The 19,358-nt window shown below is 65.2% G+C and carries 20 protein-coding genes; 3 read left to right on the top strand and 17 right to left on the bottom strand.

What is annotated here, in order from left to right:
• Positions 1–12: 12 nt before the first annotated feature.
• The 7 genes from AC1DXI_RS10205 to AC1DXI_RS10175 form a co-directional block, all read right to left on the bottom strand.
• Positions 13–957 carry an ornithine cyclodeaminase family protein gene (locus AC1DXI_RS10205; protein WP_476938505.1) on the bottom strand — a complete coding sequence of 315 codons (945 nt, stop codon included), beginning with the start codon at positions 955–957 and terminating at the stop codon, positions 13–15.
• A complete protein-coding gene (locus AC1DXI_RS10200; protein ID WP_476938504.1) occupies positions 954–1,955 on the bottom strand; it encodes a proline racemase family protein in 1,002 nt (333 codons plus the stop codon). Before AC1DXI_RS10200 ends, AC1DXI_RS10205 begins: the two co-directional genes overlap by 4 nt.
• A 98-nt stretch (positions 1,956–2,053) precedes the next feature.
• Positions 2,054–2,959 carry a dihydrodipicolinate synthase family protein gene (locus tag AC1DXI_RS10195; RefSeq protein WP_476938503.1) on the bottom strand — a complete coding sequence of 302 codons (906 nt, stop codon included), beginning with the start codon at positions 2,957–2,959 and terminating at the stop codon, positions 2,054–2,056.
• Between the two features lie 144 nt (positions 2,960–3,103).
• Entirely contained in the window at positions 3,104–3,976 is an 873-nt protein-coding gene (locus AC1DXI_RS10190; protein WP_476938502.1) for a substrate-binding periplasmic protein, read from the bottom strand.
• Between the two features lie 51 nt (positions 3,977–4,027).
• A complete protein-coding gene (locus tag AC1DXI_RS10185; protein WP_476938501.1) occupies positions 4,028–4,681 on the bottom strand; it encodes an amino acid ABC transporter permease in 654 nt (217 codons plus the stop codon).
• Positions 4,678–5,322: an amino acid ABC transporter permease gene (locus tag AC1DXI_RS10180; protein WP_476938500.1), complete on the bottom strand. Its 645-nt coding sequence runs from the start codon at positions 5,320–5,322 to the stop codon at positions 4,678–4,680. Before AC1DXI_RS10180 ends, AC1DXI_RS10185 begins: the two co-directional genes overlap by 4 nt.
• A gap of 1 nt (position 5,323) precedes the next feature.
• The gene (locus AC1DXI_RS10175; protein ID WP_476938499.1) at positions 5,324–6,109 is read right to left on the bottom strand and encodes an amino acid ABC transporter ATP-binding protein; all 786 of its coding nucleotides are present in this window, start codon (positions 6,107–6,109) and stop codon (positions 5,324–5,326) included.
• Between the two features lie 11 nt (positions 6,110–6,120).
• On the opposite strand from AC1DXI_RS10175, the gene AC1DXI_RS10170 reads away from it, so the two are divergent.
• A complete protein-coding gene (locus AC1DXI_RS10170; RefSeq protein WP_476938515.1) occupies positions 6,121–6,537 on the top strand; it encodes a Fic family protein in 417 nt (138 codons plus the stop codon).
• 565 nt (positions 6,538–7,102) lie between these two features.
• Here AC1DXI_RS10170 and AC1DXI_RS10165 read toward each other — a convergent pair.
• The 5 genes from AC1DXI_RS10165 to AC1DXI_RS10145 form a co-directional block, all read right to left on the bottom strand.
• Positions 7,103–8,479, bottom strand: coding sequence for an MFS transporter (locus tag AC1DXI_RS10165; protein WP_476938498.1), 1,377 nt, complete (start codon positions 8,477–8,479; stop codon positions 7,103–7,105).
• A 9-nt stretch (positions 8,480–8,488) separates the two neighbouring features.
• The gene (locus AC1DXI_RS10160) at positions 8,489–8,818 is read right to left on the bottom strand and encodes a Dabb family protein (RefSeq protein ID WP_476938497.1); all 330 of its coding nucleotides are present in this window, start codon (positions 8,816–8,818) and stop codon (positions 8,489–8,491) included.
• Entirely contained in the window at positions 8,815–10,497 is a 1,683-nt protein-coding gene (gene chcC1, locus AC1DXI_RS10155) for a 4-oxocyclohexanecarboxylate 2-dehydrogenase (RefSeq protein ID WP_476938496.1), read from the bottom strand. Before chcC1 ends, AC1DXI_RS10160 begins: the two co-directional genes overlap by 4 nt.
• Before the next feature lie 93 nt (positions 10,498–10,590).
• The gene (locus AC1DXI_RS10150; RefSeq protein ID WP_476938495.1) at positions 10,591–11,352 is read right to left on the bottom strand and encodes an SDR family NAD(P)-dependent oxidoreductase; all 762 of its coding nucleotides are present in this window, start codon (positions 11,350–11,352) and stop codon (positions 10,591–10,593) included.
• 107 nt (positions 11,353–11,459) lie between these two features.
• Positions 11,460–12,245 (bottom strand): IclR family transcriptional regulator, encoded by a 786-nt coding sequence (locus AC1DXI_RS10145; protein WP_476938494.1) that lies wholly within the window; start codon positions 12,243–12,245, stop codon positions 11,460–11,462.
• Between the two features lie 128 nt (positions 12,246–12,373).
• Between AC1DXI_RS10145 and chcC2 the strand changes: the two genes are divergently transcribed.
• Both chcC2 and chcB2 read left to right on the top strand, forming a co-directional pair.
• On the top strand, positions 12,374–14,092 hold the full coding sequence (gene chcC2, locus AC1DXI_RS10140; protein WP_476938493.1) for a 4-oxocyclohex-2-ene-1-carboxylate 5-dehydrogenase: 1,719 nt from the start codon (positions 12,374–12,376) through the stop codon (positions 14,090–14,092).
• 59 nt (positions 14,093–14,151) lie between these two features.
• A complete protein-coding gene (chcB2, locus tag AC1DXI_RS10135) occupies positions 14,152–14,913 on the top strand; it encodes a cis-4-hydroxycyclohexanecarboxylate dehydrogenase (protein WP_476938492.1) in 762 nt (253 codons plus the stop codon).
• Between the two features lie 307 nt (positions 14,914–15,220).
• Here chcB2 and AC1DXI_RS10130 read toward each other — a convergent pair whose 3' ends face one another.
• The 5 genes from AC1DXI_RS10130 to AC1DXI_RS10110 are packed head-to-tail and all read right to left on the bottom strand — an operon-like array spanning position 15,221 to position 19,358.
• A complete protein-coding gene (locus AC1DXI_RS10130; protein ID WP_476938491.1) occupies positions 15,221–15,388 on the bottom strand; it encodes a hypothetical protein in 168 nt (55 codons plus the stop codon).
• A gap of 17 nt (positions 15,389–15,405) precedes the next feature.
• A complete protein-coding gene (locus tag AC1DXI_RS10125) occupies positions 15,406–16,104 on the bottom strand; it encodes a substrate-binding domain-containing protein (RefSeq protein WP_476938490.1) in 699 nt (232 codons plus the stop codon).
• On the bottom strand, positions 16,101–17,045 hold the full coding sequence (locus AC1DXI_RS10120; RefSeq protein ID WP_476938489.1) for an aldo/keto reductase: 945 nt from the start codon (positions 17,043–17,045) through the stop codon (positions 16,101–16,103). Before AC1DXI_RS10120 ends, AC1DXI_RS10125 begins: the two co-directional genes overlap by 4 nt.
• 26 nt (positions 17,046–17,071) lie before the next feature.
• Positions 17,072–18,082, bottom strand: coding sequence for a Gfo/Idh/MocA family oxidoreductase (locus AC1DXI_RS10115; protein WP_476938488.1), 1,011 nt, complete (start codon positions 18,080–18,082; stop codon positions 17,072–17,074).
• Positions 18,057–19,358, bottom strand: coding sequence for a protocatechuate 4,5-dioxygenase subunit alpha/beta (locus AC1DXI_RS10110; RefSeq protein ID WP_476938487.1), 1,302 nt, complete (start codon positions 19,356–19,358; stop codon positions 18,057–18,059). The genes AC1DXI_RS10115 and AC1DXI_RS10110 overlap by 26 nt, the downstream gene beginning before the upstream one ends.

Here is a 19,358-nt window from a genome sequence, read left to right as displayed (position 1 = left end):
CTTGTGCGGTCTTCATGGCGTGGTGCCTCCTTCATACACGACGGCGGCCGTGACGAGGTCTTCCCATGCCATGCCAACACCGGTGTACAGGCAGGGGCGGCCGGGCGTGCGATTGAACCGTCCAGTAACCAGATCTTGAAGGTTGGCGGGACAGATGGCTTCCCACTCCTGGACGGTACGGGCCGGGATGAGGTCTCCGGCCTCGCGCCAGGCCGATGCTCGTCCCTCCACGACGACGTCGCTGCGGCGCACGAGTGCGGAGTCGACCTCGCGCGCGTCCAGCCCGTGCTGACCCACCGCGGCGACCACGGCCCCGGGGGCCACCAGATTGCCGTCGAAGAGCGGAGTGCGCGAAGAAGTCGTGCACAGCACGATGTCCGCGGCGGGTACCTCCGCGACGGTTCCCGGGCGGACCTCGATGTCCTCGGCGGTGAGCTGCGCTATGAGCGTCCGCACGCGCTCGGAGCGCTGGCCAACCACTGCAAACATTGCACCAGGGATGACCGCGTGCGCCGCGCGAATGTGGTTGAGCGCCTGGGTTCCGGCGCCGAACACGAGCACACGGGGAGCCTCGGGGGTGTCGGCGGGCGAGGCGCCCAGGATGTGTTTTACGGCCAGGAGCGTCGTGGCGGGCGTGCGGACCGCGGTGAGTTCGTTGCCGTCCATCACAGCCAATGGCGCCAGGGTGTCGGAGTCGACGAGGAGATAGATGCCCTGGATCTTCTCCAGTCCGCGCGCGGGGTTGCCCGGGGCAACGGTGAGGGCCTTGATGCCGCTGTAGCTGTGGCCGACTGCTGGCATGAGGAGAAACTCCCCGCCCGGGGCTGGGCTGAAGAGCCTCGGGCTGTCCTCCTCCGGATTCACGCCGTTCCGGAGAGCACGCTCCAGGGCCGCGATCGCTGTAGCCCACGGGGCGGCCGKGCGCMCGGCCGCCGCATCAAAGTAGAGAGGACTCACAGCAGGAACCCCGCGGGGAAAGGATCGGTGGGGTCCAGGAAGTACTGGGCCGTGCCGGTTAGCCAGGCACTGCCTGTCACTGTTGGGACAACTGCCGGGCGGCCGGCCACCTCGGTCTCTTCGATCAGTCGGCCGGTGAAGCGCGAACCGATGTAGGACTCGTTGACGAAGTCGGCGCCCAGGGCGAGCTCGCCGCGGGCGTGAAGCTGAGCCATCCTGGCGCTGGTGCCAGTGCCGCAGGGGGAGCGGTCGAACCAGCCGGGATGGATGGCCATGGCGTGGCGGGAGTGCTCGGCGGTGGAGCCTGGGGCCTTGAGGTAGACGTGGTGGCAGCCACGGATGTCCGCACGCTCGGGGTGCACGGGTTCGTCCGCGGCGTTAATAGCGTCCATGATCTCCAGGCCAGCCTTGAGGATGTCATCCTTGCGCGAGCGCTCAAAGGGCAGTCCCAGGCTGTCAAGGTCTACGATCGCATAGAAGTTTCCGCCGAAGGCCAAGTCATAGGCTACGGGGCCGAAGCCGGGGACTTCTACCGTGGCATCGAGCCGGTCCACGAAGGAAGGGACGTTGCGCAGCGTGACCGACGCCGCCCTCCCGTCCTCGACAGATACCTCGGCGATCACGAGGCCAGCCGGGGTGTCCAGTCGTACGGTGGTGACCGGCTCGAGCACCTCGACCATTCCGGTCTCCACCAGCACGGTCGCGACGCCGATAGTGCCGTGCCCGCACATGGGCAGGAGCCCGGACACTTCAATGAAGAGGACGCCGAAGTCCGCATCCGGCCGCGTTGGCGGTTGGAGGATTGCCCCGCTCATGGAAGCGTGGCCGCGCGGCTCGGTCATGAGGAGGGTGCGGATCCAATCGCTGTGCTCCATGAACCACAGGCGGCGCTCCGCCATGGTGGCGCCGGGGATCGTCCCGATGCCGCCCGTGATGACGCGCGTGGGCATGCCCTCGGTATGCGAGTCCACGGCGTGGAAAATGCGGTTGGTTCTCATCGGTTACTCCTTGGGATCCTGTGGTGTCGGTTCCCGGTGCGGCACGTGGTGCCGCACCGGGAAGCAGGCGTGGCCTGGAATCTGGCGTGGACCTGCGGTTACTTGTAGCCCTTGGCGAGGGCCGCCTTGGTGTCGCGGATGACGGCGTCGCGCACAGCTGCGGTGAGCGGTCCCCGCGGCGGCCGGCAGACGCCTCCGCGCAGGCCCACGACGTCCATGGACAGCTTGATGGACTGGACGAATTCCGTCTTGCTGTCCCAGCGCAGCAGGGAGTGCAGGTCACGGTAGATCTCACGGGCGCGCACCAGATCCGAGAGATCGCCTGAGGTGGAGAGCCGGTAGAGCTCGAGGGTGGACTCCGGAATTGCGTTGGGGTAGCCGGACACCCAACCGACGGCACCGGCCAGGCCCATCTCGACTACTGTGTCGTCCGTTCCGATGAGCAAATCGACCTCGGGTGCGAGCTCCTTGATTTCGTAGGCGCGGCGCACATCGCCGGTGAATTCCTTGACGCCGACAATGAGGCCTTCGCCGTGAAGACGGGCAATGAGCTGCGGGGTGAGGTCTACCTTGGTGTCGATGGGGTTGTTGTATGCCACGATGGGCAGCCCGACGGCCGCAGCGCGGCGGTAGTGGTCCACCACTTCGTCGTCGTTGGCCCGGTAGGCGTTCGGAGGGAGCAGCATCAGCGAGGTGGCTCCAGCCTCGGCGGCCTGCTCCGCCCACTTCAGCGTCTGCAGCCCGCCGTAGGCGCCGACTCCTGCCATAACGGTGAAGCCCTCGGGCGCCGCCTCGACCGCCGTCGTGATCACGCGGGCGCGCTCTTCCTCGCTCAGGGTCTGGTATTCGCCCAGGGAGCCGTTGGGGGCTACGCCGTCGCAGCCTGCACTGGCCAGGAACCGGACATGCTCGGCATAGGCGTCGTAGTCGATGCTCAGGTCGTCGTTGAACGGCAGTGCTGTCGCGACGAGTACGCCGTGCCACGGCTTGCGGGTTTCGGTCATGATGATGTCCTTTCGTGGGGCACACGCGGCGCCGCTTTGTATTGCCGTGAGCAGCCTCACAGCTAGTCTACCATGTGACATTGCACAGGTGGTTTTAAATGTGGTGCCGGGCCGAAGCCGGGCACCCTGGGTCGGTCGGAAGAGTCAGCTTGCGGGAACGACGTACTGCTTCGAGGCAACTTTCCCGAGCCCGTCGGACAGGCCGGCGTCGGTCAGGAGCTTGGTGATGGTGCCATCCGCGCGCTGCTCCGTGATGCCGGCGTCGAGCGCTTCGCGCAGGCTCTCGTTGCCCTTGGTCATCGGGAAAGCGGCTTCGGGTGCGTTGGCGATTGCCCCTACCCGCGGGTCCGGCTTCTCATTTGCAAGCGCCACCATGACGCCGGCGACATCCTTGAACTGGAGCACCTGCACGCCATAGGCGTCGACGTCCGCGTCGAGTCGGCCGGCGTCGAAGTCGGCCTTGAGCTCGACACTGCTTGGGTAGGTGGCAAGCTTTTCGCCCAGGATCTTTTTGAGGTCTTCAACCCACAGGTAGCCGTCGATCGTGCCGACCTTGTTCATCTTCTCGAGGTCTGCGACGGTGGTCGCGCCGGTCTTCGAGACGATGCCCATGCCATCCAGATATGTGGAGGCGGAGAAGTCAACAGCCTTGAGGCGCTTCTCGGTTGCGTCGATCGTGCCGACGGCGAGGTCGATGTTGCCACCGGAAATGGACTGGACGGCATCCGCGTAAGTGGCCTGCTGGTAGGTCGGTTCAAGGCACTCGTCCTTGGCGATCTTGTTGACGATCGCGATGTCGATGCCGTTGGGCTTGCCGCTGTTGTAGCTGCTGAACGGCGGGATATCGATGACGCCCACAGTGATCTTGCCCGGGGTGACGGTCTGGATTCCCGAATGCTTGGGTGTGCACGACGCTGTGCTCGCATTCGTGGATCCGCCGCACGCCGTCAGTCCGAGGCCGAGGGCGATCGCGGTGGCAGTCAGGATGCCGACGGTCTTGAGGTGGTGCGTTTTCATGGTTCCTCCTGGGTGTGTTGGGGATGGTGCTGAGTAGTTGGAGTGGAACGGTCAGGCGTGGCGGCCCATGCGCTTCTCGAAGAAGACGGTGATCCACGTGGCCGGCATCGAGATGGCGGCGTAGCAGAGGCCAGCGAGCGTGAAGATTTGCAGGTAGTTGAAGTCTTGGCTGCCGATGTTGTAGGCCGTCTTCATCAATTCGGGGACGGCGATGCCGTAAGCCAGCGACGTGCCCTGGAATACCTGGATTGCGACGCCCATGAGTCCGGGGATCGCTGACCGCATGCCTTGCGGCATGATGACCCGGAAGAAGGTGTCGCGCTGCGCCAGACCTAAGGCGCTGGAGGCCTCCTGCTGTCCTCGGGCTACGGACTGGAGTCCAGCTCGCATGATCTCGCTCGAGTACGCTGCCGAGTTCCAGGTGAGGGCGAGGCATGCGGCTGTGATGCTCTCAAATGCGATCCCGAACTTCGGCAGTCCGTAGTAGAAGAGGTAGAGGATCACCAGGGCCGGTGCGCCGCGGCCAATCTCGACGACGGCGAGTCCGAGAGTCCGGACGGCCACGTTCTTGGCGGTCACCATGAGGCTGAGGCCCAGACCCAGCGGATAGCCGAAGAGGATTGAGATGCCTGCGATCAGGAGGCTGACGCCGAGGCCGGACATCATTTGCGGGAGGTAGCCCACCCATTCTGTAAGCCAAGTCATACGTAGATGGCCTTCCTCATGCGGGAGTCGAGTCGACGGGACAGATAGGCGACCGGCAGGCTAAGCACGATGTAGAGGACGCCCACGATGATGTAGGGCAGGATCCCCTCGACCGTGGGGTGCTGCCGTGCGAAGGCCTGGGACTGGAACACCATCTCGGTGACGATGATCGTCGAGGCGATCGAGGAGTCCTTCAGCAGGCCGGTCAGATAGGTCGCAATGGACGGGGAAACGGTGCGGAAAGCTTGGGGGGCCAGCACACCGAAGAACGTGGCGGCCGGGGCCAGCCCCAGGGCGTGTGACGCCTCGCCCTGACCGCGGGGGACAGACTGCAGACCGCCCCGAAGGATCTCGGCGAGGTAGGCCACGGAGACAATACCGAGGCCTGCGATGGCCGCACTGATCGGGCTGAACTTGAAGGTGCCGATTTGGATGCCGAACTTGAGCAGGAACAGCCACACGATGATCGGCACTCCCCGGACAAGGTCAACGAAGAGCCGGGAGGCCAGCCTCACCGGCAAATTTGATGATGACAGTCCGATGGCGAGGGGAACGGCACCCACAATGCCGATGGCGAACGCCGACAGCGTCAGCCCCAGGGTCATGGGCAGCCCCTGTAGGACGGCGGAGAGCGCATCCATGTCAGCGCTCCAGCACGGCGCGCAGGAAGCGGCGGGTACGGGCCTCCTGTGGATCGCTCATGATGGCCCGCGGATTGCCTTGCTCAATGATCTTGCAGTCGGCCATCACGACAAGCTTGTCCGAGACGTCACGGGCGAACTGCATCTCGTGGGTTACAACGATCATCGTCATCCCATCTGCTGCCAGTTCGCGCATCACGGCCAGGACCTCGAGCCCCACTTCGGGGTCGAGGGCTGACGTCGGTTCATCGAAGAGCATGATGCCCGGGTCCAGGGCCAGAGCCCGGGCGATGGCAATGCGCTGCTGCTGACCTCCGGAGCACCGGCCAGGGTGCTGGCCTGCCTTCTCCTTCAGTCCTACCCGCTCAAGCAACTGCAACGAACGTTCATCGGCCTCTTCCTTGGTGCGGCCGAGTACCTTCTGCTGCGGAAAGCTGATGTTCTTTAGCGCGGACATATGCGGAAAAAGGTTGAAGGACTGAAACACCATGCCAACCGTGCGCCGCAGCGCGGCAAGGTCACGGGCGTTGACGTCTTTGCCCGGCTGAATGGTGTGTTCGCCTACCTGGATGGTGCCGGCGTCGGGCCGTTCCAAGAGGTTGATGCACCGAAGGAATGTGCTCTTTCCGGCGCCGGAGGGGCCAATGAGCGCCGTTACCGTCCCGGGTTCGACGTGCAGGGAGACATCGTCGAGGACGACGTGGTCGCCATAACGCTTTGAGATATTGTCCAGCCTGATGCCGGTACGGGGGGCGAGCTTGCCGTTCGCGATTTCTGAAAGGGTCATTGCGATCTTCCATGTGTGGACTAGGTAAACACAGTCCCTGTGGGCTGTGTCACATCATATGTGCAATGGTACATGACACTGTCGGGATCGGGAAGACTTTGTTGAGCTGCCATTTTCCGAAGGAGACTGCACACAGATGCCCGGTGGCGTGTGCACCTGCTGGTCTTGTGAGTGTGGAAGCCTATCCGCAGCTATCCACTAGGGCGGCGGCTCTCATGGAGTCGGTGGCGCGGTTCCCCGCGATGATCGACGGCAACAAGCGCACGGCGTGGACGCTCATGGATCTGATGTCCTGGATCAACGGCTACCGGCATGATTTCACCACCGATGCGGCATTTGATCGCGTCGTGGGGCGGCGGCCGGTGACGTTTCGTTGGAGGACAGCGCGGGGACCATTGCCTCGCATCTCGTCAGCCGATAGCTGCTGAATGTTCCGGCCTTTGCCGGCAACATACCCAGGAGCCCGGCCGGAGTGGACCGGTCCGAGCAGTCCAAGCCGTTTCAGCCCAACGGAGCAACGCTCCCTCAATGGGAGTGCAGTTTGTCGTTCGGGGTACTCAGAAGGGCGAATTGGAGGTGTGTACATTGATGCTCCTATACACGTCAATGTTCTCTGAGCCAGGTTTCGTAGCGCTGGTGGAAGACATCATCCCGGCTGAGTCCGCATTCCAGGCGGGACAGGGCGGTGGGCCAGACGTGGAGGGCGTCGGCGGCTTGCTGAAGGGTCAGGTGCTTAGCTGTGCGTGTTGTCCGGAGGGTTCCGGCGTCGGGTGCGGGGCACGCACGGAGGTACGTGTCTGCCGTCGGACATGTGTGGGCATCATTAGGAATCCGGAACCCAAGTGGATATGCCATGAAAAGGGAACTGCACCCCCAAGGTCGGACTCGAATTGAGAGTCTGGCTTTTGGAAGTGCAATTCCCTTGCGGCCCACCCAGCATCGGAAATGTAGTGATGGCGAACGTCGTCGCATCGCTGCGCTGGTCGATCCAGGCTAGTGGAGTGGGCTTGCGAGCTTTTCCTCAGCGTGCTGTTCGCGGCGTAGGGCCGTTCCGGCGAGGTACGGGGCGCCCAGTTCATGGATGGGTGTCTTCGCTGTTTCTCGGGAATAGAACACACACGCTCCTGCGATGAGCATGCAGACCGTTCCAAATACGGCCACGGGGAGCCAGCCAGTTACGCCCGGAGCCAGCAACATGCCGGCTATCATCGGGGCGAAACCGGCCAGGACCAAACCGAGTTGATTGCCCATCGCCATGCCGGTGTAGCGCACGGGAGCGGCGAACTGCTCGGCGAAGAACGAGGGCCAGATGCCGTTGAAGCCGGAGTACAGCACCGTGATGTTCAGGAATGCGGCCAGGAAGACCAGGACGATGTTGCCCGAGGACAGGGCCATGAAGTACAAGTAGATCGTGATGGAGCAGCCGATCGCGGCGGTCAGCAGCAGCGGGCGCCGACCGATCCGGTCCGACAGCCTCGCGGCGAGCGGCATGGCGAACATGGACAGGCCGATCGCGATGGCATTGACGGTCAGGATGGAAGCCCGGTCGAAGCCTGCCGTGGAGGTGGCGTAGGCCAGGCCGAAGACCGTGAAGATGGTCTGCATCACGGACATGATGGACATGCCCACCACGCGCAGCACATCCGGTGCCTGGAATTTGAGGACTTCCTTGACCGGCATCGGGGCAACCTTCTGGTGCTCCTGGGCCTCCTCGAATACCGGGGTTTCGTCCAGGTGGGTTCGGACCCAGTAGGCGATCGCGAGAACCACGATGGAGAGCCAGAACGGGATGCGCCAACCCCAGCTCATCATGGCGTCCTGCGGCATAGCGGTGACCGGAATGAAGACAAGCGTGGCCAGGACCATGCCGGAGGCGTAGCCGGTCATCACGAAGCTGGTGAAGAAGCCCCGTTTTCCCTCCGGTGAATGCTCCAGGGTGAGAGTGGAGGCGCCGGCAGATTCGGCTCCGGCGGAGAAGCCCTGGGCTAGCCGTCCGGCAACCAGCAGGATCGGGGCCCACATGCCAACCTGCTCGTAGGTGGGGAGGCACCCGATGCCGAGTGAGGCCAGGCCCATGATGCCCAGGGTGAGCAGAAGGATCTTCTTGCGGCCCAGTTTGTCGCCGAAGTGGCCCATGACCAGCCCGCCGACCGGCCGCGCCACGTAGGCGACGCCAAAGGTGGCCAGGGCTGCGATGAGGCCGATGGCCGGGTCGTCGGACGGGAAGAACAAGTGCGGGAAGACCAGGGCGGCCGCGGTCCCGTAGATGAAGAAGTCGTAGTATTCCAGCGTGCTTCCCAGGAAGGAGGCCAGTGCGGCCTTCCCCGGGGTCTTTCGCGGGGCCACGCTCGTGGCGGTTGCAGTGTCCATGTGTATCTCCTAAGACGTCGTTGTCTGAGTGGAAGCTGGCGCGGGAGCCTGGAGGTGGAAGTCCACCGAGAGGATCTGCTGGCTGTTGGGGAATGAATATGCCTTGAGCGGTTCGTGCAGCGGGTGCGTGTTGTACACCGCGATGTCCTCGACGTTTTCGAAGTCCGCCACGATGGCGTAGTCGAAGGAACGCTCGGTATTGAGCACATCCGGGCCATGGGTCAGGTTGAGCATGCCGGGGATGTTGCCGGTCATTCTGTCGAGTCCGTCGATCCAGGTCTGCTTGTCGGCGGGCGGGAAATCGGGTTTGAACTTGAACAGGACAGTGTGGCGGATCATGACCGGGCTCCGGCGAGTTCGGCGGCCGGCGAATTAGCGGCTCCGGACACATAGTTTGGATCGTGCCCGGCGATGGTGCGCCCGGCGAGGTAGCCCATGGTCATGATCGGGCCAAGCGTTGCTCCGGCGCCGGGGTACCCGGCGGCATAAGCGTTTTCCGTCACGTTGCCGGCGGCGTAAAGGCCCTCGATCGGCTCGTTGTCCACGTCCAGGACGCGGGCGCGCCCGTCGGTGGCGATTCCGCCGTTGGTTCCGAACGCGCCGTTAACCACCTCCATGGCGTAGAACGGCCCGGCCAGCAACGGCGCCAGGGATGGGTTCGGGTACGGGTTTTCGTCGTCGCCCCAGTACTTGTCGTACGCGCTTTCGCCGCGGCCGAAGTCCGGATCCGCACCCCTGACGGCGAACTCGTTGAACCGGGACACCGAAGCGGTGAGGTTTTCCGCGGGAACGTTGATCTTCGGGGCGAGCTCTTCAAGGGTCGCCGCCTCGATGAGATAGCCGGGTGTGGGCTGGCCGGCGCGGTGAGTCAGGATGCCGTAGCGCTCCAGATAGGCGTGGTCGATAATCACGTGGGCCGGGGTATTCAGGGTCTGGTTCCCGGCGGAGTCCCAGGAGTGCAGGGAGCGGGCGAGGTCGTTGTAGTTCTGGGATTCGTTGGCGAAGCGACGGCCGTGCCGGTTCACCATGAGGGATCCCGGGCCTTGGCGCTCGAAGCGGAGGAGGGTGCCCACGGGCTGCCCGTCGCGCATGTCTCCGGTGATGGACATCGGGGCCCACCAGGCTTCGCGGGTGCCGCGGGTCCGGCCCCCGATTCGCTGGGACATCCGCAGCCCGTCACCGGTGTTCGAGGGCGGCGAGCACATGGTGTACAGCCGCGACGCCAGCATTGAGTCGGCCAGTTCTGTGTCCCATTCGAAGCCGCCGGTGGCCAGCACGACGCCGTCGTTCGCCTGGAAGACTTCGCCGGATTCGAGTTCGACGCCGGTCACCCGGCTGCCGTCGGTGCGCAGCCGGTGCCCGCGGGCTCCGGTGACGAGGGCTGCGCCGTCGCGGACCAGGCTCGCCAGGAGCATGGACACGAGGGCCTGGCCCTTGGCGACGAGCCCATCGGCCTGGCGCTGGTTGAGGTCGTCCCAGGGGAATCTGGTGAAGGCGCCCCAGTTTTCGTATTCCTGCATGGTGAACGGCGCGCGGCCGTCGGTGCGGACGTGCGCGGTGAGGGCGCCGAGCTCCACCTTGGAGTTGAACAGCTCGGGCTCGACCGTGCGGCCGCCCTCCACGGCGCCGGGCAGGTCCTGGCGGTAGTCGGGGAACTTGTCCAGGAAGATGAAGCGCACGCCACATTCCGCTTCCACGAAGCGGAGCATCTGGTCCCCGTAATCCAGGGCGGCGTCCAGGAGCTCCCCGCGTCCGCGTCCGCGGGCCACGGCCCGGACGTACGCGGCGGCCGCTTCCTTCGAATCGGTGATGCCGGCTTTACGCGCGTGGTGGTTGTCGGCGACCCAGAGCATGCCGCCGGAGACTGCCGAGGTCCCGCCCAGCAGGGCGCTCTTCTCCAGGACAACGACGGACTTGCCGGCTCGGGCTGCGGTGGCCGCCGCAGTGAGGGCACCGGCGCCGGAGCCAACGACGACGACGTCGTAGCGCTCCGATGCGGTTCCATTGACGAATTTCATGGTGTGGCCTTTCAGGAAACAGGGAAGTACAGGTGCGGCTGGCGGGCAGCCTCCCCGTGGAACGAGGTTCGGCGGAGTACCGGGGCGGAGACCTCAGACGGCGGTGTAGCCGCCGTCGATCACGAGCTCCGAGCCGGTGGTGAAACGGGATTCATCGGAGGCCAGGTACAGGACGCCGTAAGCGATTTCATCGGGCTCGCCCTGGCGGGGAAGCGGGTTGGAGCCGACCAACTGCTTGTAGTACTGCTCCGCGCCGATGTCGGACTGCTCGGCGGAGCGGCGGCTCATCCGGGTGTTCATGGATCCGGGGTGGATGGAGTTCACCCGGATGCCGCGGCTGCCGTAGGCGGCAGCATCGGACTTGCTCAGCAGCCGCACGGCGCCCTTCGTGGCGTGGTACAGCGGCACGTTCTTGCCGCCGGTGATGCCGTGGATCGAGGAGAAATTCACGATGCTGCCGGCACCCTTGTGGATCATTCCCGGCACCACGTACTTGGTCATCAGCCAGACGCCCTTGACGTTGACGTTGAAGATGGTGTCGAAATCGGAGACGGAGGCGGTGTGGGATGCGCCGGCCGGGCCGATGATACCCGCGGCATTCACCAGGATGTCCGGCGTGCCCAGGTCGTCGCTGACCCGGCGAATCGCCTCGGCGACGCTGTCCTCGCTGGTCACGTCGACGTCGTACTGGCTGACGCCGGCGTGGGTGGCAGCGGCCGGGACGCCGGCGACGTCGAGGCTGGCTACCTTTGCGCCGTGTTCGGCCAGCAGGGCGGCGGTGGCACCGCCCAGATCGCCCCGACCGCCGGTAACGATTGCGGTCTTACCGGCCACGCGGTTCGCTGTGGTGTTCATGTGGTCTGCTCCTCGTAACTCCTGCAGCCTCTTTGCTGCGTCCTAGCCAGAGTGGCAGGGGGGCTGTGATGGGGACCACGGGATTGCCGTTGAACGGAAAACGGCGTTCAGCGGCTCTGGCGGAGGGCGCCTTTGAGCTCGCCCCGCCAGCCCAGGGCGCGGGAGATGCCGCGTGCGGAGGCCATTAGTACCGGAACCCGGGCGGGGACGTTCTCCTCGTTCCGGGGCACCACGACGCTGAGTGCGGCGACGACGGTGTTGTCCGGGCCGAAGACGGGGACGGCAATGCCGCTGGATTCCTTGACGATCACCCCTGGCATCACGGCGTAACCCCGCTGCCGGATCTCGGCCAGATGGCGGCGCAGCTGGGGAGGGTCAGTCAGGGTGGTCTCGGTGAACTTCGTCAGGGGCCGGGCCAGCGCGGACTCCTGGTACTCGGAGGTCGCATTGGCCAGCAGCACCAGCCCCGAGGACGTGGCGTGCAGCGGGAGGCGGCCGGCGATTTTTGTGATGTCTACAATGGTGGAATGCGAGCCGATCCGCTCGATGTACAGGACCTCATCGGAATCCAGGATGCCCAGGGTGGTGGAATGCTGGACCACGGCCTGGACGTCCTCCATGAACGGCAGGGCGGCTTCCCGCAACCCCACCATCTTGGAACCGCGCGAGACCAGCTCCCACATCCGGGTCCCGATGTGAACATTGCCGTCCGGCTCCCGGTCGAGCAGACGCTCCAGCAGCAGGTCGTTCACCAAACGGTAAGCGGTGGTCACGGGGAGGCCGGTGCGGCGGCCCAGCTCGGCGACGCTCATCGAGGCGTGGCTGTCGTCGAAGGCGCTGACGATCTTCACGAAGCGGCCGATGATCGACTCGCCCGACGCTGAGTTGGCCATGATCCTCCTCTGGATTCCCGCTCAATGGTAATCCTCCTCGCGGTGATCCGTGTCACCGGCTCTACTGGGAGGCAAGCATTCTACCCGGCTGCCGCAACGACGCGCGGCCGACTGAACGGAGCAAAACCATGAGCAAACCCGTCCTTTGTGATGTCCTCGTCATCGGGTCCGGTGTGGCCGGTATGGCCGCAGCGTTGAAAGCCGCCTCGCAGGGACTGAACGTGATCGTCGCGGAGAAGGAGCAGTACTTCGGCGGCACGACGGCGATCTCTGCCGGCTGGGCCTGGGTGCCCGGCAACAAGCAGGGGCTGGAGCAGGGCGATACCCGCGAGGAAGCGGAGACCTACCTGCGCAGCCTCGCGCCGGAAACGTTCAACGCGGCCGGGGTGCGTGACTTCCTGGACACCGTGCCCGAAGCCATTTCCTTCTTCGAGAACGAGACCGAGGTGAAGTTCACCTATCCGGAGAAGGCCCCGGACTACAAGATGGACCTGCCCGGCGCGAAACTCTCCGGCCGGGCAATCCTGCCGCAGGACGTCGACGCACGCGTGCTGGGGGACAAGCGGCTCCTGATGCAGCCCTATATGAGCTCCTACACCGTCTTCGGCTACATGCCGCAGGTGGGCCCGGACATCAACGAGTTCTTCCATGTGAACCAGTCGGTCAAATCGTTTGTCTACGTTGCCAAAAAGCTCCTGCGCACCTGGGCGGACGCGGCACGCTACCGGCGGCCGGTCCTGCGTTCCAACGGCAACGCGCTGATGACCCGGATGGTGAAAAGCGCCGATGACCTGGGCGTGCGACTCTGGAATTCCTCGCCGGCACTGTCCCTGACACGCGACGACGCCGGCACCATCACCGGCGCCGTTCTCGGGGGAGAGCACGCCGTTGCCGTGGAGGCACGCCTGGGTGTCATCCTTGCCGCCGGCGGCTTTTCCGGCAACAAGGAACTGCGGAAGCAGTACTTCCCGCACGGCGCCGACGGCAACGACCACTTCACGCCCACAGTGGGTCACGGCGGTGACGCCGCCACCCTGGCGATCAGCGCCGGCGGCCACATCGACAATTCGGTGTTCAGCGTGGGGTCCTGGGCGCCGGTCACGGTCTTCAAATACCTCAATGGCAAAGAGCGGCTCTTCCCGCACCTGCGGGCCATCGGCCTGCCGGGCCTGATCGCCGTCGACCGCCACGGCAAGCGCTTCGGGAACGAAGCCCTGAGCTACCACGACTTCGGCGGGACCATGATTGAGCACAACAAGGACGAGAACAAGACGTTCGGGTATGTGATCGGCGCCGCGAAGACGATGCACAAGTACGGGATTGGCTACGCCAAGCCCTGGCCGATGCCGCGAGGCTACTTCTACAAGACCGGCTACCTGGTCAAGGGGGACACCCTGGCGGAGCTGGCCGGCAAGCTCGGCATCGACGCCGCAGGGCTCAAGGAAACAGTGGCCGAATTCAACCCCGCCGCGGAACGCGGAGAGGACCCGGCGTTCGGCCGCGGCTCCACTCTCTACAACCACTTCCGCGGCGACATGGAACACAAACCGAACCCCAACCTTGCCCCGGCCGGCAAGGGCCCCTACTATGCCGCCAAGATCCAGATGGGCGATCTGGGCACCTTCGCAGGCATCGGCGTTAACGAACGCTCCGAAGTCACCACCGAAGAGGGAACCGCCATTCCCGGCCTCATCGCCGTCGGCGCCGCCGCCGTCAGCGTCTTCGGGGGCGGCTACCCGGGATATGGCTCCCACATCGGCCCCGCCCTGGTATTCGGCTACCGGGCCGGAAGGGACATCACCAAGCTCGCAGCCGGCCGCGGCGTACCGCGAGTGGCCGGCGTCTGAGACCCCTACCGGTCCTGACAGGACGCCCAGCCGAAGATTCGAAGGAGTAAGGAAACAGGATGCTCAATGGTAGATCCGCGGTCGTGACGGGTGGGGCTTCCGGAATCGGCGAAGCCATAGCCCGCAAACTTGCCGATGCCGGTGCTGCGGTCACCATCGGCGATATCGGAAGCAGCGTCCCGAGGATTGTCGATGAAATATTGGCCCGTGGGGGCAGAGCCGAATTCATTCGCACGGATGTCACCGATGAACCTCCAGTGCGCGGCCTGATGGAAGGGGCAGCGCGCACCTTTGGAGGCTTGGACATCCTGGTAGCCAACGCCGGCATTCCCGAGGTCAAGATACCGCTACACGAGCTCGACATGTTGAATTGGCAACGCGTCATCGACGTCGACCTCACGGGTGTTGCCATCTGCAACAAATGGGCTGTCGCAACGATCCTGGCATGCCGCAGGGAAGTCGCGGATCCCCGGACCGCGTCGGTGATCAACATGGCCTCGATTCTTGCCCACGTGGGCCAGGCGAACAGCAATGCCTACTCTGCAGCGAAGGCAGCCGTAGCGAACTTCACCCGGTCCGCTGCGCTGACCTATGCCCGGGAGGGGATCCGCTTCAATGCGGTGTCACCGGGTTACGTGGACACGCCGCTGCTGGCGCAACTCCCCGAAGAGACCCGCTCGCAGATGATTTCCAGGCAACCCATCGGACGACTGCTCCGACCGGAGGAGATCGCGAATGTCGTTCTGTTCCTGTCCAGTGATGCCTCCTCCGCACTGACGGGATCCGTTATCAACGCCGACGGCGGATACACGTCCATCTGAAATCCAATCGGTCGGTTGCTGCGCCCGGACCTAGGGCTTACGCAACGCGCCTACTTTTGTTTGCGGGTGTGGGTCGCAGAATGACCGGGCTGTTCAGCCGGGCATAAGGGGGATTCTTGGTGCCGGGTGTGCGGAAGCCCCCACCAGGGCCTTCCGCACATGAAACAGCCTCAGATCGGCCCCTGAGCAGCATTTCCTGCCTGCCCTGTGGTGGCGCGGTTGCCCGTGCTCTACCGGAAAGCATCTTCCGCAATCATGGAGCCGGCCGAATCCTGCTGCCGGAACGTGCGGATCTGTGAGTGGACTATTAGGAGGGCCCGATCATGATGGCGATCCTGCAGTCCTGTGCCAGGGCGCCGAGCTGTGGGGTGAGGCGAACATGCGGAAAATCTGGCCGGCCGCGAACGTCAAGGTCTACGGCGGCGGTGTCGCCGAAGACGGGTTCCTCCGCGTCTGCAGGACCCGTATCAGTCAATCCGTCACGGCAGGGCCTCAGGGCGCGCGAAAACTGTGCGACGACTTGATCGATGCCGAGAGGTCCGAGCGGAAGAAGGCCAACACCTCCGCAGCACGAGCCGCGTTGTTGGAGGATGCCGCGACAGCACCCGCGAAGACCGTGATAATCGCGCAGTCGGCCGGGAGAACGCCGAGGATGCACACGCCGGGTTGCCCGACCAGTTCGCTGAGCTGCTGCAGGCCGAGATCGACCTCTCCCTCGGCGAGCAGGCGCGCCACGGGTACGCCTGGACGGGCCTGCACAAGCCGGTCGCTGACCTCATCGGTCATGCCCCAGTGGTCGATCATTCGCAATAGCTCGGTGCCGCTCGGTCCGGTGGAATATCCGATGCGGAATGCCGCGCGCAGGGCGCCGCGAAGCTCGTCGGCATTCGCAAAGGCCGTGCCTTCGGAACATGTGGCTGCATCGGCGCTGTGTGCGGCCACGCCTACGGCGACCTCCGACAGTACGATCGGGGCGATGGATGCCGGATCGACGTGCCCCTCGGCAGCGAGGCGTTGGAGAGCGTCCTCGGCGAGGAACACAAGGTCGAACGGCTCGCCGGCGGTCACCCGCTGGGCGGCGTTCACTCCGCCTACGGATTCGAGCTGCAGAAGCGGTAGCCCGGCCCCGGCGGCAGCTTCAGCGAGGTCGGCGAGAACGTGGCGGGTGGCCATCGACGAGATCGCCCTCATGCGGCATCCTCGAAAGTCTCGGCGTCTACTTCGGCAGCAGATGCTGGCGCATATCGCGCGCCAGAGATGGTGGCCGTGCCAATCAGCTCGCCGGCCCGCGTCAGCAGCGCGCCGTCGACAGAGATGTCGGCCGCCGCCATGTTCTCACGCAGGTGCGCGACGCTCGTTGTTCCCGGGATCGGCAGAACGTGATCGCCGCGGGAGAGCAGCCAGACCAGCGCGAGCTGTGCTGGGGTGCAACCGGCCTCCGCAGCCAGCTCACGCCAGGAGGCCAGCAGCGTCGCATTCGCACCCCAGTGCTCGGGCTGGAAGCGCGGCATGCTGCGGCGGATGTCTTTTGGGGCCAGCTTACCTGGGTCCTTGATCGCATCGGCGAGGAAACCCCTTGCGACCGGCGAAAACGCAACCAGGGTCACGCCGTCCTCGCGAGTGGCGTCGAGCATGCCAAGCTCGGCATTGCGACTCCACAGCGAGTACTCGTTCTGCACGGCCGCGATAGGGGTGATTGACTGCGCCTCGCGCAGTCGCGCGACCGACACCTCGGACAGGCCGATTGCGCCGATCTTGCCCGCGGCGACCATCTCGGCCAGCGCGCCGACGCTATCGCCGATCGGCACCTTCTTGTCCCACCGGTGAAGGTAGTACAGGTCGACGTAATCGACGCCAAGGCGGCTCAGCGAAGCATCGACCTGTGCGCGCAGCGTATCGGGGCGTCCATCGATGACTTTCACGCCGTCGACGGACGCCATCCCGCACTTACTCGCCAGGAAGACCTCGTCGCGGCGCCCCGCGATCGCAGCACCTACAAGCTCTTCGTTGCGGCCGCCGCCGTACAGTGTTGCCGTGTCGAGCATCCCGATGCCTTCATCGAGAGCTGCGCGCAGCAGCGCCAGCCCCTCGTCACGCGACGGGGGGACGCCGTACGCGTGGCTCAGCGACATACAGCCCAGACCGGTGGGGGGTAGCCTCACGCCAGCTGCTTCTCAAGCGCGCCGAGCACGCGGTAGCAGTCGATGACCTGGCGGATCGACGAGTTCGGCTCGCGCCCCTCGCGGATCGCGCTGACGAACTCGCGGTCCTGCAGCTCGATGCCGTTCATGCTCACCGCCACCTTCGAGACGTCGATCTGCTCGTCGCGGCCGTTGAAGAGGTCGTCGTAGCGCGCGATGTACGTCTCGGTGTCGCCGATGTAGCGGAAGAACGTGCCGAACGGGCCGTTGTTGTTGAACGAGAGGGACAGGGTGCAGATCGCCCCGGTCTCGCTCTTGAGCTGGATCGACATGTCCATCGCGATGCCCAGATCCGGGTTGACGGGGCCCTGGATCGCGTTCGCCTGGACGATCTTGCCCGCCTGGTAGGCGAACAGGTCGACAGTGTGCGCGGCGTGGTGCCACAGTAGGTGGTCGGTCCAGGAGCGCGGCTCGCCCTTGGCATTCGTGTTCGTGCGGCGGAAGAAGTACGTCTGCACGTCCATCTGCTGCACGTTGAACGAGCCCTCGGCGATCCGGTTGTGCACGAGCTGGTGCGAGGGGTTGAACCGCCGCGTGTGGCCCACCATGGCGACGCGGTCGGACGCCTCGGCCGCGGCGAGGGTCGCCTCGGCGTCGACGAGCGAGTCGGCGAGCGGGATCTCGACCTGCACGTGCTTGCCGGCCTTGAGGACCTCCTGCGTCTGCGAGGCGTGCAGACCCGTGGGCGTGGCGAGGATGACGGCATCGACGTCGTCGCGCTCGAGCACGGCGTCGAGCCCGACGACGGCGTTGGCGACGCCGTACTTCGCGGCGACTGCCTGGGTCGGTTCGAGCCGCGTGCCGCTGACGACGGTCACCTCGGCATCGGGGATGTTCATCAGGCCGTCGAGATGTTTCATGCCGAAGGCGCCTGCGGCACCGACGACGGCCACACGGATCTTGTCAGTCATGGGGGCTCCTTTGTTGCGGTTGCGGATGCGGTCAGTCGGTCGGGTTCGTGAGAACAAGGTGGCCTACGGCGGTGTTCGACGCCGGCACGTGGTAGAACCGGTGGTCAACAGAAGGCGCCTCGCCGCCGAACTGGTCGTCCATCGCGCCGCGCGCGATCAGCCAGTCGACGAGCTCGATGCCCTCGGAGCCCGCCTCATCGACGTACTCCATGTGATCCCACTCGGTCAGGCCCAGCGGGTCGGCGATGAGGTGGTCGAGGAACGCGTTGTCCCACTCCTCGTTGATGAGGCCGGCGCGCGGACCCTGGAGCTGGTGGCTCATGCCGCCGGTGCCCCAGATCTGCACGTTGAGCTCCGGGCCGTCCCACTTGTCGAGGGCGCGGCGAAGGGCCTTGCCGAGCTCGTAGCAGCGGCGGCCGGAAGGCACCGGATACTGCACCACGTTGACGGCCAGCGGGATGACCTTGCATGGCCACTCCTCGACGTCGCCGAAGACGAGCGAGAGCGGCACGGTGAGCCCGTGGTCCACGACCATCTCGTTGACGAGGGTGAGGTCGAAGTCGTCCTGGATGACCGACTGCGCGATGTGCGCGGCGAACTCCGGGTAGCCCTTCACGTCGGGCACAGGGCGGGGGCCGTAGCCCTCGTCCGCGACCGGGTACTCTGCCCCGGTGCCGAGCACGAAGGTGGGGATGATCGACGAGTCGAAGGCCGTGGCGTGGTCGTTGTAGACGAGGATGACGACGTCGGGCGTATTCTCCTTGGCCCACCTGCGGGTCCACTCGTACCCGGAGAACACCTTCTTCCAGTACGGCTCCTCGGTTTTGCCGAGGTCCATCGCGGCACCGATCGCCGGGACATGCGAGGTGAACAGCGCCGACGTGTACTTCGCCGGGGCGTTCTCGCGCATAGTCTCGGACTTCTCGCGCGGCGCCGGCGGGACCCAGCCGTCGAGGTCCTTGAGGCGGTTGCCCTCGGGGCGGCGTCCGCCGCCGATCATCATGTCGCGGTAGGCGGCCTCGGACATGCCAGTCATGGAGCCGGCCATCTGCTGGAAGCTCAGGCCGTGCGTGGCGCCGATCTTGCTCAGGAAGTAGATGTTGCCGCCCTCGGCCATCATGGCGTTGAGGTCCATGTCCAGCACAGCCTGGCGCTGCTTGGGCGAAAGGGGCCACTCATCGAGGTACGCCTCGCGGTCGGCCAGGTAGCGCTTGCGGTTCTCGGGCTTCATCAGCGACATCGAGAGCTGGTTGAGGTGGTATCCCTTGCGGGCCATCTCCGCGTCGAAGATGATCGTGCCGGGAACGTCCTTGTACGGCTTGTCGAGTGCCAT

The organism is Arthrobacter sp. P1_H7 (genome assembly GCF_056405215.1).
This window is presented reverse-complemented; position numbering and strand designations above follow the sequence as displayed.

What these genes read in the sequence shown, in the direction of transcription:
- AC1DXI_RS10200 (WP_476938504.1), bottom strand. Translation starts at nt 1,955, where the DNA reads ATGAGAACCAACCGCATTTTCCACGCCGTGGACTCGCATACCGAGGGC.
- AC1DXI_RS10195 (WP_476938503.1), bottom strand. Translation starts at nt 2,959, where the DNA reads ATGACCGAAACCCGCAAGCCGTGGCACGGCGTACTCGTCGCGACAGCA.
- AC1DXI_RS10190 (WP_476938502.1), bottom strand. Translation starts at nt 3,976, where the DNA reads ATGAAAACGCACCACCTCAAGACCGTCGGCATCCTGACTGCCACCGCG.
- AC1DXI_RS10185 (WP_476938501.1), bottom strand. Translation starts at nt 4,681, where the DNA reads ATGACTTGGCTTACAGAATGGGTGGGCTACCTCCCGCAAATGATGTCC.
- AC1DXI_RS10180 (WP_476938500.1), bottom strand. Translation starts at nt 5,322, where the DNA reads ATGGATGCGCTCTCCGCCGTCCTACAGGGGCTGCCCATGACCCTGGGG.
- AC1DXI_RS10175 (WP_476938499.1), bottom strand. Translation starts at nt 6,109, where the DNA reads ATGACCCTTTCAGAAATCGCGAACGGCAAGCTCGCCCCCCGTACCGGC.
- AC1DXI_RS10170 (WP_476938515.1), top strand. Translation starts at nt 6,121, where the DNA reads ATGTGTGGACTAGGTAAACACAGTCCCTGTGGGCTGTGTCACATCATA.
- AC1DXI_RS10165 (WP_476938498.1), bottom strand. Translation starts at nt 8,479, where the DNA reads ATGGACACTGCAACCGCCACGAGCGTGGCCCCGCGAAAGACCCCGGGG.
- AC1DXI_RS10160 (WP_476938497.1), bottom strand. Translation starts at nt 8,818, where the DNA reads ATGATCCGCCACACTGTCCTGTTCAAGTTCAAACCCGATTTCCCGCCC.
- chcC1 (WP_476938496.1), bottom strand. Translation starts at nt 10,497, where the DNA reads ATGAAATTCGTCAATGGAACCGCATCGGAGCGCTACGACGTCGTCGTC.
- AC1DXI_RS10150 (WP_476938495.1), bottom strand. Translation starts at nt 11,352, where the DNA reads ATGAACACCACAGCGAACCGCGTGGCCGGTAAGACCGCAATCGTTACC.
- AC1DXI_RS10145 (WP_476938494.1), bottom strand. Translation starts at nt 12,245, where the DNA reads ATGGCCAACTCAGCGTCGGGCGAGTCGATCATCGGCCGCTTCGTGAAG.
- chcC2 (WP_476938493.1), top strand. Translation starts at nt 12,374, where the DNA reads ATGAGCAAACCCGTCCTTTGTGATGTCCTCGTCATCGGGTCCGGTGTG.
- chcB2 (WP_476938492.1), top strand. Translation starts at nt 14,152, where the DNA reads ATGCTCAATGGTAGATCCGCGGTCGTGACGGGTGGGGCTTCCGGAATC.
- AC1DXI_RS10125 (WP_476938490.1), bottom strand. Translation starts at nt 16,104, where the DNA reads ATGAGGGCGATCTCGTCGATGGCCACCCGCCACGTTCTCGCCGACCTC.
- AC1DXI_RS10120 (WP_476938489.1), bottom strand. Translation starts at nt 17,045, where the DNA reads ATGTCGCTGAGCCACGCGTACGGCGTCCCCCCGTCGCGTGACGAGGGG.
- AC1DXI_RS10110 (WP_476938487.1), bottom strand. Translation starts at nt 19,358, where the DNA reads ATGGCACTCGACAAGCCGTACAAGGACGTTCCCGGCACGATCATCTTC.